Raw genomic sequence first — 17,610 nt, 5'->3', positions numbered from 1 at the left:
TTAGTTTGTTTAAATCCGCTAAAGATTTTCTTCTCTTAGCGGATTTTTTTCGTTTATAAAAAAAACATTAAAAACTCATTTACAACAACTTAAATAGTTCAAAAATGAATTACACACTAAAAACTAACAAATTTTACGATTAATGTTTTTTAACTCATCGTTTCTAATAAAGTTGTAAACACTAAAACGTTGTAGTGATTGAATTTCAGATTATTACGTATTTCAAATGTTAATAAAATATATTTTTGTCAGAAATTTAACCACTTAACTAACTAAAATAAAATTATGAAAAAACACCTACTTTTGTTTTATGCATTGTTTGCTCCTTTTTTATTTCTACAAGCACAAGTGCATACATCTTATTTATGGCATCTTCACCAACCGACTTATTGGGGAGATATAAGTAAGAAAAATCCAAATCGCTATCAAATCGTAAAAGAATCGCAAGACCTGAAAGTTTCTGGTGCCAACAATGACAAAAATGGTCTGGCGCATCCAACAAACAATCTTGAAGAAATTTTTGGTGCCGGAGATCGTGTTGCCGCTTATCAATTTGCACCAAAAAATGCAATTAATTCTATTCGTGATTTGAGCAAAGCAGGAGCTCAAATTACTTACGGTGGTTCTTTGATGGAAAATGTCAATGAATTAGCCCAAGCAAATCAATGGGGATATTCTAATTCTTGGACACAGAATATCAAAGATGCAAAAGCTTGGAAAACTTCTGGCGGATTTTCTCGTATGGAAGTAGTTTCTTTCACTATGCATCATGCGCTTTCGCCTTTATTGAGTGATGAAGCTTTAAAGAAAGAAATAAAAGCGCATCAATATTACAGCGCTCAATTATTTGGAAGCCACGATTCTAAAGGATATTGGCCAGCAGAATGCGCTTTTTCTGAAAGAATTATAAAAACTTTAGCAGAATGCGGTATTGAATGGTCGGTAATTGCTAACAGCCATTTATCAAGAACTTTAGCCGATTATCCAATAAAATATGGCTCTGGCGGAACCATGTGTGATCTTCCAAACAAAGCCGATCAGGTTGAAACGCTTGGAGGAACTTGGTTCTCTGCCCAAAAAGATGCTCGAGGCGGACAGTTTGCAGTACCTTATTCTTATCTTCCATATAAAGCGAAATATGTTGATCCAGAAACTGCTCAAGAATATAAAATTACTGTGGTTCCAATGGCAGATTACGAGAGTTATGAAGATGGATACGCTGCAATAGGCACTTCATTAATTGCTCCAATTGTGGCAAAAGCATCGACTTCGCCTAGACCTCCATTGGTCTTATTTGCTCATGATGGAGATAATGCTTGGGGTGGCGGATCGTCTTATTACAATGAATCGGTAACGGGATTTTCTCATGCATCTTCTGCAAATGGAAACATCGCTACTACGATTCCACAATATCTATATGATAATCCTGTTCCAGAATCGGCGGTTGTGCACGTAGAAGATGGCGCATGGGTAAACGCAGATGGAGATTTTGGACATCCGCAGTTTACCAATTGGCTTTGGCCTTTCTACGATCCTGTTAGCAAGAAATTCAATCCGAATGGCTGGACCGAAGATATGATGAATCAAGCGATAACAACTGCTGGAGAAAACCACGCAATTATGGCTGAGCAATTGGAAGGCAATAATCTTAGAATGAGCGAAATTGTAAATCCGACCTCTGCGGTAAGTCCTGCTGAAAAAGCATGGCATTTTTTAATGGCTGGATATGACAGCGGAAATGCTTATTATGGATTAGCTGAAGATCTTGAAATAAAAACAACTCTTGCTGTTAATCGATGTGTGCAATTTGCAAAACCAACTTTAGATGCCCATCCTGGAGTTGATGCAACGAAACCATCTGTATTTATTCCGCAACGTTGGCCTTATAATCCTGGTGAAAAAGGATATGGAGCGCCTTACGCTTATAAAGATTTCTTAAACTCTGCCGATTTTACGGTATATACTTTTGCTTATGATGTAAGCGGTATTGAGAAAGCCGAATTAAAATACAGAATTGATGTTGATGGAAAAAATAGTCCTAATTCTAATCAAAATGAAACTTATGCTGGAGGAAGCGAAGTAGGAAGTTGGATAACATTGCCTATGGCAGAAAGAGTTTTTCCAAAAGGAAATGTTACCAATAATCCGCAAGCCGATTTATACATGCTTCCAGATGTAATTGCAAATCAATATTCTGCCGAAATTGCAGGAATATCAGAAAAATTATTAGACTATTATGTCGAAGTAACTGATAAAAAAGGAAATACCACTAAATCTAAAATTCAACACGTTTGGGTTGGGAAAAACTTAGATGTTGCACCAAAAATAGCTTTTACGCCTGAGGCTGGAAATTCAACTACAGCCATAGATGTAACAATTACAGCAACAGACAGCACAGATCCGAAGCCAAAATTGTATTATACAATTGACGGTTCTACTCCAACAACAGCTTCGCCAGTTGTGGAATCGACAAAAACAATCAACATTACGCAAACTACAACAATTAAAGCTTTTGCTGTTGACAAAGATGGCAATCAATCTGATATTATAACCAAAACGTATACGATTGGAGCAATTCCAGAATTTACAGTTTATTTTAAAAAACCATCCAACTGGAATTCTGCTGTAAAAATTTATTATTGGTCACCAACAGGAACTGCTCCTGCGGTAACTTATCCTGGAGTTGCAATGACTCAAGATTGTGGAGATTGGTATAAATATACTTTCCCATCAACAGTGAGCGCTTCAAATTTATTGTTTAATGATGGTTCACTAAAGACAGGCGATCTAAATTCAACTGGTGGAATCAAATTTTATGATAACGGCTGGCTAAGTGCTGAACCTGCAAACAGATGCCCTTCTATAGTACCAGATTTTACATTCTCGCAAGCAGGAGGAAATTTCACTACAGGAACAACTTTAAATCTAACGCTAACAGCAAACGAAAGTACTTCTGTAATTTATTATACTCTTGACGGAACAGATCCTACCACAGCTTCTGCCTCTGCCATTGGTAGTAAAGCAATTACAATAACTAGCACAACAACATTAAAGGCTTTTGTTAAGAATGCCGCGGGAGTAAGTTCCGCTATAAAAACACAAACTTATACTTTTTCTACTCCTACGACATTTACGGTTTATTTTAAGAAACCATCCAATTGGAGTTCTTCGGTTAAAATTTATTACTGGTCACCAACTGGAACTGCTCCTGCTGTAACTTATCCAGGAGCTGCAATGACGCAAGATTGTGGAGATTGGTATAAATATACTTTTCCGTCAACAGTAAGTGCTTCTAATTTACTTTTTAATGATGGTAATCTAAAAACTGGAGATTTAAGTGCTACAGCAGGAATTAAGTATTATGATTCTGGTTGGCTGAATGCAGAACCTGCGAACAGATGTCCTGTTATTGCTCCAGATTTTACCAATTCTAAACCTGGAGGAACATTTACAACTGGAACTACTGTGAGTGTTGTTTTAACAGCAAACGAAACTTCTTCTACCATTTATTACACTTTAGACGGCGCAACTCCAACAACAAGCTCTGCTTCTGCAATTGGCAGTAAATCATTCGCTTTTACGTCAAATACAACTTTAAAAGCTTTTGTTGTCAATACTTCTGGAGTTGCATCAGCAGTAAAAACAGAAACGTATACTTTTACAGCCGTTCCAACGCTTACTGTATACTTTAAACCTCCTACAACTTGGACAACTACTCCAAAAATATATTATTGGAATGCTGTACCTTCAGGAAGTGTAACAAATGCTACTTGGCCTGGCGTAACAATGACAGCAGATACTAACGGTTTTTACAAATACACCATCACTGGGCCAACATCAATTAATATCATTTTCAATAATGGTTCTAGCGGTTCGGCAAATCAAACTGCCGATTTATTAAGTAAAACTGATGGCTACTCCTATACATGGGGTTCTAGCACTTCAAGAATGGCAATTACCCCAGACACCAAAGAAGAAGAAACCTATGCAGTAAGACTTTATCCAAATCCAGTAGATCATACCTTGATGGTTAATTCTACTATTGCAATTAGCCAATACACTATTGTTTCTGCACAAGGAAGCATTGTTCAGGAAGGAAAATCTAATACAAGCAGTATTGATGTTAGCCGTCTAAGTTCTGGACTGTATTTTATTACGATCCGTTTAGAAAATGGTGTAGAAACAATGCAAAAGATTGTAAAAAAATAAACTTTTTGAATCTCCATCAATTCCATAAAAAAGCCGTTCTGAATTATTAGAACGGCTTTTGAATTTTATTTGGCCTGAAAATGTCTAAATGACTGCCAATATTTATCTTTATAAAGTTCGTAGCTTATTTCGAAAACTCCGCTATATTTCTTAATTAGTTCATCGGCAATTTTAGCTGGTTTTCTAAAGTCTTTACAAGTAAAAAATATTTCTCTTTTATTGTTTGCCGTTTCTCTTCCCAAATTTAAATATCCTTCAGAATCTGGCAAACTAACGATAATTTCTTCTTCAATTTCATCTAGAAGCTTATATGTTTTTTCATCTGGCAATCCGCCATTATCACAATCATCAAAAGGAATTGCAACAATAAAAACCCACGGATGCGATGCTTTTTTATCCCATTCTAAAATTGTAGTATTAATTAAAGCCAAAACAATAGAACCATCTTCTCTTTTTCCTTCAAAATTGGCATAACCGTCATTTTCTGTATTATGTCGAGTTCCTTCATATTTTTCAACAAATTCTTTCTCTCTCCAAATTAAATAGTCTTTTAATTTTTCGATTGGAATTAATTCTTCAGAAACATTTTCTGGTCCTACAACAACCAAATTATCGATTAAGGCAACAGAATGCAATTCACCCAAATAATTGTCTAGAAAAATATACACTCCATTAGTGACATTAGATTTTTTCTCTTCAATAAAATGATCATAAACAATTACCAAATCTATTTCATCTGGGTAAGCTTCATGGATGCGAGGATAAAATTTTAAGTTTTCTTTACTAAATTCAAAATCCTGATAGGTAATTCCAATATTATTAATATCCGAAGCTGGTTTTAAAGCCGTGAATTTCCATCCATTAATTTCTGGGGCAGCATTAACTAATTCTTCAATAACATAAATGTTTTTGATTGCTCCATCTGGCGTAAGAACTAATTCGGCAGTTTGATCATCGAACATTCCAGTAAGAAAATAAATTCCTTCGTGAATTTCATCTAGCTTTGGCACTAGTTTATCAAAAAAGCCTTGATGTATATTTTCCCCACTTTGAACGGTTTTAAAAAACTCTTTTTCATTTGCTAAAAACCAATTCCAGAAATCATTATAAGATTGTATTGGAGCTTCATTTTTGCCTAATATTTTATCAAGAAAACTCATGTAATAAAAAAAATAAATTAAAAATTTGAGAGTCCAAATTAGAGAAAAAACGGACTTTCGGCAAGGAAAAACCTCTTTATCTTTTTCTCAAATAAAAAAGCCATTCCAGAGATATCCAGAATGGCTTTTTTATATATTTTTTTTTTGAACTTATATTTTTTCTACAAAGTTCAATTTACTGTTTTTTCTACTATAAGTAAAGTAAATAAGAAGCCCGATCAATAGCCAAACTGTAAAATAAATCCAGTTCCAAACGCTTAATTCGGCCATCATATACAAACAACAGATTAATCCTAAAAGAGGAATTAAAGAAAGATTTTTTCTAAAAGCCCAAACTGCTAATCCAACCAGAACAAATAAGAAAATCCACATAGGAATTTTGTGTTTGAACAACTGGAATCCTGTTTCGTATTTTAATGAATCTTTAATTGGAAGTCCTTTTACAACCTCAGCATATTTAACCTCATCATCTTGATATTGGCTTAATAAATGCTCCAAATCTGAAGTTTCAGAAGTTTTATTATTTACATCGATGCTCTTTAAATAATTGAAAACTTTTTGAGAATCTTCTTTATCTAAAGAAGTTACAATTGAAGTTGCATCAAAAGTTTGTGCCTCATTATTAATGAATGCCATAGTAGCCTTGCTGTTGAAAGCAAAAGCATAATACAAGCCAGCAATAATTAAAACTGGTAAAATGTATTTTGAATTGATATAAGGCGTTTTGAATTTTCCTCTTGGAATTTCGGGTTTATTTTGAAGAACTAATACTCCTGCGCAAACCAATACAAAGGCAAATAAAGTTCCGATACTACATAAATCGGTTACCATTGTTAAGTTTAAAAACAATGCTGGAACAGCTACTACGAATCCTGTAACAATAGTAGCAAAAGAAGGAGTTTTAAATTTTGGGTGAACAGTTGAGAATTTCTTCGGAAGCAATCCATCACGGCTCATACTCATCCAGATACGAGGCTGCCCCATTTGGAACACCAATAAAACGCTCGCCATTGCCACAACTGCACTTACCGCAATAATTCCGGACATCCATTTTAAGTTTAATTTATCGAAAACAAATGCTAGCGGATCTCCAACATTTAATTCATGATATTTTACCATTCCGGTTAAAACCAAAGCAATAGCAATATATAATATAGTACAAATGATAATTGCCCACATCATTCCGCGTGGTAAATCGCGCTGCGGATTTTTACATTCTTCTGCTGTTGTAGAAATAGCATCAAAACCAATATAAGCAAAGAAAACAGCTGATACTCCTTTTAAAACTCCACTAACTCCATTTGGAGCGAACGGATCCCAATTTGCCGTATCTACATAAAATATTCCGACAGCGATAACTAAAAGAACCACACAAAGTTTTACAACAACCATTAAATTGCTCGCATTACGAGATTCTTTCATTCCTCTATAAACCAAAGCAGTAATCAAAATAATAATGAATAATGCTGGTATATCTGTTACAAAATGGAAAGATCCGATCGTTGGCGCTGTTGTCCAAGCTGTATGCGCTTGCTGTAAAGCAACACTTAAATTTTCAAATGATTTTCCGCCTCGCATTAAGGCCTCGGCATCGTTGAAGCCGTTTGAAGCTGTTAAGTAATCCATCTGGATCCATTGCGGCAAATGAATGCCGCCACTCTGGAGAAGTCCTGTAAAATAATCACTCCACGATATGGCCACGGTTATGTTTCCAACGGCATATTCCATGATTAAAGCCCAACCAATAATCCAGGCAATGATTTCTCCGAAAGCCACGTACGAATACGTATAAGCACTTCCCGAAACGGGAACCATCGATGCAAATTCAGCATAAGCAAAAGCTGCAAAACTACAGGCTAGAGCTGTAAAAAGAAACAAAAATATTACGGCTGGTCCTCCATCTGCACTTGCTTTTCCGATCGTACTGAAAATCCCCGCACCAACAATCGCAGCAATCCCGAAAGCAGTTAAATCTTTGGTTGTAAGGTGCTTTCCTAATGCTTCATGCCCATCTGCCTCGTTCTTTGCAACCTGTTTCAGAATATCCTGCACTGTTTTTTTTCGGAATAAACTTGAAAATGCCATATATGTTTTGCTATTATAAATTGATTTAATTCAGTCGTTCTGGTTTTATTTTGCAAATAATGCAAAAATTATCCTGATTTCAAATATATAAAACGATTTTGTTTTTCTGGAGTTTTTTTTTCTTGCCACGAAGACACTAAGTTTTTTTTTTGCTACTAATTACACTAATTTCTCGAATTTTCTTTTTTAAAATTGATAACTCTAATCATCACAAATTTTTGTTTCACGCAGATTTTGCAGATCTGAGCAGATTTTATTTTAAAAATTACAACAAATTAAATCTGTGATATCTGCCTAAATCTTTTTAAATCTGCGTGAAACAAAAAATCTTAACATTCATCACAGTTAAGTCAAATACAAATGTAACATTTCCCAAAATGAGCTTACTAATACAAATAGCATTTAATTTTTAAAGAATCATTTTTTATGGAAAAAATCACGAGACGTTCTTTTGTAAATAAATTTGGACTTGGTGTGGGAGCTTCGGTTATCATGACTTCGCTTCCTTCTTTTGTAACCGAAACAGAAAAGATTCATAAACCCTATACTGGAAAAAAAATAAATATTGCTTTGTGTGGTTTAGGAAACTATGCTTCATTATTAGCTGAAGGCCTTCAGGTTTCTGAATATTGTCAATTTAGCGGAATTGTCACAGGAACGCCTTCTAAAGCTGAAACATGGAAAAAGAAATATAATATTCCGGAGAAGAACATTTACAATTACGAAAACTTCGATTCAATCATAAAAAACAAAGATATTGACCTTGTCTATGTTGTAACTCCAAATTCGCTTCATAAAGAATTTACCGTTCGTGCTGCTAAAGCTGGAAAACATGTAATTGTAGAAAAACCAATGGCAATTACTATTGAAGATTGTGAAGAAATGATAAAAGCCTGCAACGACAATAACGTTCAATTGGCAATGGGATATCGTTTGCATTATGAACCAAATCATCTAGAAGTAAAACGATTGGGACAAGAAAAAGTTTTGGGACAAGTTCGTTATATTGAAACTTCTCTAGGTTATAGCACTTACGATATTCACGACGTAAATAAACCTGTTGATTTAAATGCTCGAAATGAATGGAGACTTACAAAAAAGTTTGCAGGAGGTGGCGCATTAATTAATTTAGGGGTTTATTGCATTCAAGTCTCGCGTTATGTTTTAGGCGAAGAACCAATTGCTGTCACGGCGCAATTTGGAACCATAAACAACAAAAACAGATTTGCACAAGTGGAAGAAAATATCACATGGCAAATGGAATTTCCGAGTGGTGCCGTTGCCAATTGCAGTAGTTCTTACGGTTTTGGAATCGACCGATTTCATGCTGCCGCAGATGAAGGTTTCTTCGAAATGAGTCCTGCTGTAAGTTATGGTCCATTTGTAGGTAAAAGATCTGATGGAAAACCATTTAATTTCCCAGTTATAAATCAACAGCAAACCCAAATGGATGAGATTTGTAAAGTGATTTTAGCAAACCAAAAACTTCCAAATCATATTACTGGTGAAGAAGGAATTAAAGATGTTAGAATCATCAACGCTATTTATAAAGCGGCTGAAACTGGTAAAAAAATTAGTTTAAAATAGTTTTTTTTTGCCACAGATTAAAAGGATTAAAATGATTTTTTTAATCTTTATCTAAATAATTTTCACGCACATTTCGCAGATTTAGGCAGATTTAATTTTAAACTAGCAATACTTAAAATCTGCGATTATCTGCTTAAATCTGTAAAATCTGCGTGAAATAAAAATCTTTTTAATCCTTTTAATCTGTGGCAAAACTTTTTCATATTTACGAGACACATCTTACTTAAGGCAATTCCTCAAAATACTAACAGGATGCTGAGCCTCACGATTAGTTCCATCATAAATTTGATGACGACAACTTGTTCCTGCTGCAGCGATTTTCACGTTTCCTGCTGTAGCACGTACTTTTGGAAATAATGTATCCTCTCCCATTTGCATACTCACTTGATAATGTTCTTTTTCATAACCAAAAGAACCCGCCATTCCACAGCAGCCTGAGTTGTAAATCGTAACCGTATTATTTTTTGGCAGATTCAGCATTGCAAAAGTCGCTTCAACAGAACTTAAAGATTTCTGATGACAATGTCCGTGAATTTTAATTTCTTTACTTTCTTCTGAAAAAGAATCGGCTGTGATTTTACCATCTATGATTTCTTTTTTGAAGAACTCTTCAATTGTAAAAGCATTTCTCGACAACTTTTCCGCAGCTTCTTTATCATCGGCTAAACGAAGATATTCATCCCTAAAAGTCAAAATTGCCGAAGGTTCAATTCCAATTAAAGGTTCGTTTCCTAAAACCAAATCTTTAAAAACACTTACATTATGATTGGCAATTTTTTTCGCTTCTTCCAAAAATCCTTTTGAAAGATAAGTCCTTCCGCTTTCTTCATGATCGACAACCAAAACCTGATAGCCTAATTTCGTCAATAATTCAAAAGCATCGATTCCGATATTTACGTCATAATAATTGGTAAATTCATCTACAAACAGATACAATCTTCCGTTTGGAAAATCGGTTTGTAAAGGTTTATTGTTGGCATACCATTTTCTAAAAGTCTTTTTCGCTAAAAGCGGCACTTGTCTTTCTGGTGCAATTCCCATTGTTTTTTTCACCAAAGACTGATTCGAAATAAAATTCGTAATCGACGGGAATTTACTTCCCATTTTGTTCAATTTGGCGTTATTGGCAAAAATCTTATTTCGGGTTGTAAATCCGTTTGCTTTTTGGTATTGATATAAAAATTCCGCTTTCAAAGTCGCTACATCCACGTTACTCGGACATTCGCTTGCGCAGGCTTTACAGCTTACACACAGCTCAAAAACTTCATATAATTCTTTCTGGTCAAATTTGTTTTCTTTTTCAGAATACGTCAAATATTCTCGCAACGCATTGGCTCTCGCACGCGTCGTTTCTTTTTCATTTCTCGTTGCACGATAACTCGGACACATTGCTCCTCCGCCAGACGGCAGTTTTCTACAATCTCCAGAACCGTTACATTTTTCGGCTGCACGCAAAATTCCTAAACTATCTGAGAAATCTTGAAACGTTTTAATATCTGGTTCAACTCTTCCCGAAACTACACGATGATTCTCGTCCATTTTCAAGGCATTGACAATCTTCCCAATATTCAAAACCGAATTCGGGTCAAATGCCAATTTAATTCTTTTTAAGAGTTCGTAATTCTTATCGCCAATCATAAACGGAATAAACTCTCCGCGCACAATTCCGTCGCCATGTTCACCACTTAACGAGCCTCTATATTTTTTTACCAAATGCGCTACTTCGGTCGCAATGGTTCTGAATAATTTTAAATCTGATGTTTTCTTCAAATTCAAAACCGGACGCAAGTGCAATTCTCCAGCACCTGCATGCGCATAATAAATCGCTTCTTGTCCGTGACGCAACATCATCGCCGAAAACTCTGCAATATATGCTGGTAAATCACTTAATTCTACCGCTGTATCTTCAATCGAATCTGCTGCTTTATCGTCGCCTACAATACTTCCTAAAAGTCCAAGACCTGCTTTTCTCAATTCATTGGCTTTGTCAATATCGTTTCCGTAGATTTTTACTCGAGCGTAACCAAAATTGTTTTGCTCTAAATCGGCAATCAAAGCATCGGCTTGTTTTTCGGCATCTTCTAAAGTGTGCGAGGCGACTTCAAACAACATAATTGCTTTGGGTTCTCCAACCAAAAAGAAACGGTTTTTAATGTGCTCACGATTGGTTTTGGTACAATCCAAAATCGTATCGTCAATCATTTCGCAAGTGTACAAATGATGTTTCATAGCCACCACAACCGATTCTAAAGATTCCTGAATGGTATGATAATGCCCGACAACCATAATACTGTGAGGCGGTGGCAAATCGTCCACTTTCAGCGTCACTTCGGTTGTAAAAGCCAAAGTTCCTTCACTTCCGCAAAGCAGTTTTCCAAGATTTATGGTGGGTTCAGTTCCTCCAAATAATTCTGATTTCAACAGAATATCAACGGCATAACCTGTATTTCTTCTGTGAATTTCTGGTTTCGGAAACTCTTTTACAATTTCTTCTTGAGCTTCTTTTATAGTAAGCTCGTCGTAAATCGTTTTGTATATTTTATTTTCTAAAGAATCACCTTTTGTTTTTTCGATAAATTCAGCCGAAGTCAAATCTTTAAAAACCACTTCAGAACCGTCGCTTAAAAGTGCTTTTACCTCAGCAATTTTATCGCGTGTAACACCATATCGAATCGAAGTTGTTCCCGAAGAGTTATTTCCCACCATTCCGCCAATCATTGCGCGGTTTGATGTCGATGTAATGGGTGCAAAAAATACACCGTGAGGTTTTAAGAATAAATTCAGCTCATCGCGAATTACGCCTGGCTGAACCGTTACGGTTTTCCTTTCAGCATCATAACCTAATATTTTAGTAAAATGCTTCGATACATCAACCACCAATCCGTCTCCTACCGCTTGTCCTGCAAGTGAAGTTCCTGCGGTTCTTGGCGTAATCGACAGCTTATGTTCTGCAGCAAATTGAATCAGTTTGGCTATATCTTCAGTCGTTTTAGGAATTGCCACTGCATTTGGCCGAATTCGATACACCGAAGCATCTGTCGAATAAAGTGTTTTATGAAGCTCATCGAATAAAAGTGTGCCTTCAAGACTATTGGCTAATTGCTCTAAATGAGATTGGGTCAACATGTAAATGTGCTTTTTATAAAAATATTTCCTGAAAAAACTCAGACCACAAAGATAAAAATATCACAGGGCAAAACGATTCTATTTTATGAATTTATCTAACAACTCCATCATATTTTATAAAATTCTAAGAGAATCCTGTAAAGCATTCGGCTTACTAAAAAGGTAATTTTAAAATTTTACTTTTTTATGCCTTTATCATTATGGAAAATTTCTTTCAAGACGTTATCAGCCATCTCGAAGGTTACTACAATAGCATTGTCGATCTTACCCCAAAATTTATTCTGGCCGTTTTGGTCGTTCTCGTTTCATGGTTTATTGCAAGCCGTGTGGGTATTTTTGCAGGAAACCGACTTAAAACAAAAATGCATGATCGTCTTCTGGCGGTTTTTATTGCACGTTTAATTAAATCGGTTTTAATTATTATCGGAATCTTGTTTATGTTCCGAATTATTGGTCTTGAAGGCGTTGCGCAAAGCATGCTGGCTGGTGCCGGAATTTCGGCTTTTGTAATTGGTTTTGCGCTTAAAGACATTGGCGAAAATTTCCTTGCCGGAATTCTGCTCGCTTTCAAACGTCCGTTTTCTATTGGAGATATCATTGAAAGCAACGGTGTAAAAGGTGAAGTCATTAATCTTAACCTCCGTGATACCGAAGTAAAAAGCGATTCTAAAATCATTTACATCCCAAATGCGCTTCTTATAAAAAACACTTTAATTAACTACAACAGCGAAGGCTTTCTCCTTCAAACTTTCACCGTCGGATTAGAATATGGTTCTGATTATAAACACGCTATCGAAATCGTAAAAGAAATTCTAGGAAACAGCGAAGACGTAACCGAAAAAGACCATGAAAACGCTGCCATAATTACCGATGTTATTGCTGGTGGTATTATTCAACTCAACATTCGTTATTGGGTGAAAACTGCATCAACAACCGAAAATTCAGAATGTCGTTCTAAAATTATTGCAGCGGTTTTGAATAAATTGAAGGAAAATGGGTTTGTACTTAAATAAGGCACATGCTAGCGCGAGCGTCTCGCTCGTGAACACAAAGTATCTAATTTTATATCTAGAATTAGTTTAATAATTAAATAAATTTTTAAATATGAAACATCTTTGCGGGCACGGAGACGCTCGCGCTAGCGGGGGTCGTCCAGAACGAAGCCAAAGAATTTTTGAAAACCTACAAATCTCCCCAATCTTGTCATTTCGACAAAGGAGAAATCTTCGCAAGAAACTCGATAAAGATTGGCTTTTCTTTACGGAGTTACTTACGAAGATTTCTCCTTCGTCGAAATGACAAACTGTGTGGAAATCTCTCTGAGTTTACCTTTTCTTATATTTAATCTATATTTGTAATGCTATTAATTAAATTATGGATACACTAAATCAATATGAAGTAAAATTCGCTAATACATTTGGAAAACAAATCCATAGTATTAATACTTGGTTATCCGCTTATATTAATGATCATTATACTATTGAAGAAACTGAAAGACTTTTAAACAAAAACATATATAAAGTTCTTAAGGGTGAAATAGAAAAAGGCGGAGGACAAACTCAAAGTTTATATTTTGCTGATATAACTATTTTAGAAACTAAAATTTACCAAGATATGGAAGCTTGGGAATTCGATAACACTATTACGCCTGATTTTACTTTACCAACTTCACATTTTAAAATTATTGTAGAAGCTTGGAGAGATTATATATTGAAATAAGTTAATCAAAAAAAATAGTATTTTTCTTACTTTTAAATATTTTTTAATACCTTTACAGTCCTAAACACAAAGAATAAGCTAATATAAACTTGACCCTAGATGAAGTAAAATGCAAAATTCATTAAACTTCAAGGGTTATTATTCTAAAATTTAGGAATATGATTAACAACACTCTTTCCAAAGAAACTGAAATCAAGCTTTTGAATTTCTTCAATGACAGAATCGATCCTGTTGAAATGGCTAAAACTTTAAGGCAAGTAAATTTTACACTCGCTTTATGCGTTTTGAGCGAACATGAAACATTTCAAAGCGAAATCATCAAATTAAGAGACAGCTTTTACTGGCTCAATGAATTGGCTGAGACTTTAAATCCTTATTTGGAGGTTGAGTAGAGTTTTAAAAAAGAAAAACCTCGATTAAAAAATCGAGGTTTTTTTATTAAGAATACAGCGCATCGACATTACGAGTGCCTTTTTCATGAATACAAACTTATTTTTATACTTAACACTATTGTTAAGCCTCTTATAATATAATTTTAAGAACTAAATCATTAAGATATGTTTGTGAAAGGACTGAAATGTTTATACTAAATTGTTTGCACATGTCATTTAATTAAATAAATTTGCCAATAAATAAACCTATAAGTTGATTTTTATGGCTGAAAATCGTAAATTTAAACTTGAAAGGTTAATACCTGAACCCGACATACTATATTCTGTTATATATGATGGGAAGAAAAAAAGTGAATTTGATAAACTGTTTGATCATTGGGACGATCCCTACTGGTTGCATAAATTTTTCACAGCCAACTTAGCTGATCTTAAAAATGATGCATGGGGAGGCATCACTATTTCGAACGCTGTTCGCGATACACGCAAGCAGGCAAAAGAAATGAAAAGAACAATTTTGAATATCGCAAATGGAGAAAGCAAAGATTTCAAGTATCTATCAGATTATTTTAAACCATTAACAGATGGTAAAATTGGGAAATTTGAATGGGATAAAGGCAAAGGTTTGTTAAGCCATAACTGGCTCAGAATTTATGCTATTCGTTGCTCTAAAAACACCTATGTAATCACAGGTGGGGGTATTAAACTTACAAGAGATATGTCTCCACCACATTTAAAGGCGGAGCTATTGAAACTTAAACAGGCCGAAGATTATCTGAGGTCTGGGGATGACGAACAAATTGATTTGTGCAATCTCGATGACTAATTTATTATTATGGAAAATAAAAAGCTAAAACAGCTTATTGAAGAAGCAACTTTCAATAACACATGGAAGGAAAAGTTTCAATTTCAATTGGACAATGAGGAATCTGAGGATTTTTTATTTGAAATTTCTTTGAGAATCATCGAGAGACTTGAAGAATTGGGCTGGAAAAAATCAAAATTAGCTGAGGAACTTGGAGTCTCAAAACAATATGTTTCAAAGCTATTAAGATCAAAACAAAATTTGAGTATTGAAACAATATTCAAAATTCAAAGAGTAATAGGGAGAAAATTAATAGAAGTCGCCGAATCAAGCCCTAAAAATTACTCTGTGACTTTTAAATGGTCGGCTAATCAACAACCAATAGTCGCCACACCTATTTACGCAAATAATTATAATTTTCAAAAACACTCGACTCCAAAATGGCTAAACGTAGAAAACTCGAAGTTTCATTGCTAAAACTAACGACAGAGCAATTTTTTATTTCAGAACACCTACTGCCAGCATATAAAAATTCTGAAATAGCAATGAATAATTCAATACAGTTAGGTATTGATATTTCTTTATCAATGTTGGCTTGTCTTTTTAGGTTTGAAGCAACAAAAGATGATAAAGAACTTCTTGTTATTGAGACAGGTGCGCATTTTAAAGCTGAAAAGAAAGATTTTGGCAAGCTTCTAAATAAAAAGGGAAAAACTTTTACAATTCCCTTAGAGACAGCTAAAATTATGCTAGTTGTAGCAATTGGTGCTGCACGAGGTATATTACATGCAAAAACAGAAGGCACTGAAATTAACGGAATAACCATACCTTTAATAGATCCTGATTCTGTACTTGAAGAAGATGTCATTATACATTTTACAGAAGAAGAAGAAGAATAAACCATCTATACAAAAAAAGCTCCTTTCAATGATTGGAGCTTTTTTTTGATAAGCTTATTTTTATAAAAGCTAATTTAGATTACTTATTTCTCCAATTCCTATTATTCAAATGCATTCCAAAGAAATTATAAAATCAAAGAAAAAACAATACAATTTGAAATTTTCCTTTCAAAAACAAAAATTTCACAATTTCCTAAATTTATATCCGAAATAATCCCATTTTAGCGTTATCAATAAACGGACTACTATAAACCCTCATTTTAAATGAATAAAAATATAACCGCACTCTATAATATAGCTCAAAAAGAAACTCGAAAAATACTTGGTTTAATGTCTGGAACTTCTCTCGACGGACTTGATATTGCTTTGTGTGCTGTTTCTGGTTCTGGCGAAAATACGAATGTGAAAATTCTTGAATTTGAAACCATTTCTTATTCTGAAGACATTAAAAACGAAATCAGAAAGGTATTTGCTCAGAGAACAATCGATTTTCAGCATTTGGCTTTATTAAACGAGTGGATCGGAATATTACACAGCGGTATGATTAACGATTGTCTTTCTAAATGGAATATTTCGTCAAGCGAAGTGGATTTAATTGCTTCTCACGGACAGACTGTTTTACACGCTCCAAAGTTTTTACATCAGCAGGAAAAATTTCCAAACGCAACTTTGCAAATTGGAGACGGAGATCATATTGCAGTAAAAACGGGAATTATCACCATTTCAGATTTCAGACAAAAACATGTTGCGGCGGGTGGCGAAGGTGCGCCTCTTGCAGTTTATGGCGATTATTTATTATTCGGAAAAAAAGGAGAAAATAGAATCATGCTCAACATGGGCGGAATTGGGAATTACACCTATCTCCCAGCCTCTCTTAACGCCGAGGAAGTTTTTGTAACCGATACTGGAACTGCAAATACGTTAATCGACATTTTTACCAAATATTATTTTCCTGAAAAAAGCTACGATAAAGATGCTGAAATCGCTCGACAAGGACTTGTAAATCAAGAACTTTTAAACGAATTAAAAAGCGATGATTTCTTCCAAAAAAGTTTTCCAAAATCAATTGGTCAAGAGTTATTCAATTTCGATTTTGTGCAGTCGGCTTTGGTAAAATGTGGTTTAGAAAATATTTCGGCATCAGATTTGCTGGCGACTTTAACACGTTTAAGTGCTGAAACTATTGCAGAAGCAATTTATTTCACCATAAAAAACACTTCAATTCCAGCAGAAGATTTTCATATTTATATGTCTGGAGGCGGAACAAATAATCCGTTGTTGGTAAAATGGTTAACGGAATTATTGCCTTGCCAGTTTCATACTAGCGACGATTTGGGCATTTTAAGCGATGCAAAAGAAGCTGTTTTATTTGCTCTTTTAGCCAATGAAACCGTCTCTGGAGGAGATTACAATTTTGGAAATAGCAAAGGAATTCCATCTGTAACAATGGGAAAAATTTCGTTTCCTGATTAAAGAAAAAAGTTGCCATGAATTGGCACAAATTAATGTTTTTTTTATGCCACAGATTAAAGGATTTCTGGGATTAATCATTTTAATCTTTATAATCTGTGGCTAAAAAAGTTGCCATGAATTGGCACAAATTAATGTTTTTTTTATGCCACAGATTAAAA

At 34.7% G+C, this 17,610-nt stretch carries 12 protein-coding genes; 9 read left to right on the top strand and 3 right to left on the bottom strand.

Annotation, left to right across the window (positions count from 1 at the left end; translation table 11 throughout):
- The first annotated feature begins 285 nt into the window (after positions 1-285).
- Positions 286-4,209, top strand: a complete 3,924-nt coding sequence (locus JC605_RS13945) for a starch-binding protein (protein ID WP_198856778.1) — start codon at positions 286-288, stop codon at positions 4,207-4,209.
- Positions 4,210-4,274: 65 nt separating this feature from the next.
- On the opposite strand, the gene JC605_RS13940 is transcribed toward JC605_RS13945, so the two are convergent.
- Both JC605_RS13940 and JC605_RS13935 read right to left on the bottom strand, forming a co-directional pair.
- Entirely contained in the window at positions 4,275-5,369 is a 1,095-nt protein-coding gene (locus JC605_RS13940; protein WP_198856777.1) for a DUF695 domain-containing protein, read from the bottom strand.
- Between the two features lie 150 nt (positions 5,370-5,519).
- Entirely contained in the window at positions 5,520-7,454 is a 1,935-nt protein-coding gene (locus JC605_RS13935; RefSeq protein ID WP_198856776.1) for an amino acid permease, read from the bottom strand.
- A 426-nt stretch (positions 7,455-7,880) separates the two neighbouring features.
- Between JC605_RS13935 and JC605_RS13930 the strand changes: the two genes are divergently transcribed.
- Complete coding sequence (locus JC605_RS13930; RefSeq protein WP_198856775.1) at positions 7,881-9,041, top strand: Gfo/Idh/MocA family protein; 1,161 nt, start codon at positions 7,881-7,883, stop codon at positions 9,039-9,041.
- A gap of 219 nt (positions 9,042-9,260) precedes the next feature.
- Here JC605_RS13930 and JC605_RS13925 read toward each other — a convergent pair whose 3' ends face one another.
- Entirely contained in the window at positions 9,261-12,167 is a 2,907-nt protein-coding gene (locus tag JC605_RS13925) for an FAD-binding and (Fe-S)-binding domain-containing protein (RefSeq protein WP_198856774.1), read from the bottom strand.
- A 200-nt stretch (positions 12,168-12,367) separates the two neighbouring features.
- Here JC605_RS13925 and JC605_RS13920 point away from each other — a divergent pair, with 200 nt between their 5' ends.
- From JC605_RS13920 to JC605_RS13890, 7 genes are all read left to right on the top strand, one after another.
- Positions 12,368-13,180, top strand: a complete 813-nt coding sequence (locus JC605_RS13920; RefSeq protein WP_198856773.1) for a mechanosensitive ion channel family protein — start codon at positions 12,368-12,370, stop codon at positions 13,178-13,180.
- Between the two features lie 361 nt (positions 13,181-13,541).
- On the top strand, positions 13,542-13,886 hold the full coding sequence (locus JC605_RS13915; RefSeq protein ID WP_198856772.1) for a hypothetical protein: 345 nt from the start codon (positions 13,542-13,544) through the stop codon (positions 13,884-13,886).
- A 158-nt stretch (positions 13,887-14,044) separates the two neighbouring features.
- The gene (locus JC605_RS13910; RefSeq protein ID WP_198856771.1) at positions 14,045-14,278 is read left to right on the top strand and encodes a hypothetical protein; all 234 of its coding nucleotides are present in this window, start codon (positions 14,045-14,047) and stop codon (positions 14,276-14,278) included.
- Between the two features lie 262 nt (positions 14,279-14,540).
- Positions 14,541-15,101 carry a hypothetical protein gene (locus tag JC605_RS13905; RefSeq protein WP_198856770.1) on the top strand — a complete coding sequence of 187 codons (561 nt, stop codon included), beginning with the start codon at positions 14,541-14,543 and terminating at the stop codon, positions 15,099-15,101.
- 9 nt (positions 15,102-15,110) lie between these two features.
- Positions 15,111-15,557: a helix-turn-helix transcriptional regulator gene (locus tag JC605_RS13900; RefSeq protein ID WP_198856769.1), complete on the top strand. Its 447-nt coding sequence runs from the start codon at positions 15,111-15,113 to the stop codon at positions 15,555-15,557.
- Positions 15,521-15,979: a hypothetical protein gene (locus tag JC605_RS13895; protein ID WP_198856768.1), complete on the top strand. Its 459-nt coding sequence runs from the start codon at positions 15,521-15,523 to the stop codon at positions 15,977-15,979. Before JC605_RS13900 ends, JC605_RS13895 begins: the two co-directional genes overlap by 37 nt.
- A 264-nt stretch (positions 15,980-16,243) precedes the next feature.
- Positions 16,244-17,452 (top strand): anhydro-N-acetylmuramic acid kinase, encoded by a 1,209-nt coding sequence (locus JC605_RS13890; RefSeq protein ID WP_198856767.1) that lies wholly within the window; start codon positions 16,244-16,246, stop codon positions 17,450-17,452.
- The last annotated feature ends 158 nt before the right edge of the window (positions 17,453-17,610 follow it).

It is taken from the genome of Flavobacterium sp. IB48, from assembly GCF_016405855.1.
Taxonomy (GTDB): domain Bacteria; phylum Bacteroidota; class Bacteroidia; order Flavobacteriales; family Flavobacteriaceae; genus Flavobacterium; species Flavobacterium ginsengisoli.
The sequence above is the reverse complement of the archived record's forward strand: the minus strand, read 5'-3'. Positions and strand labels throughout refer to the sequence as shown.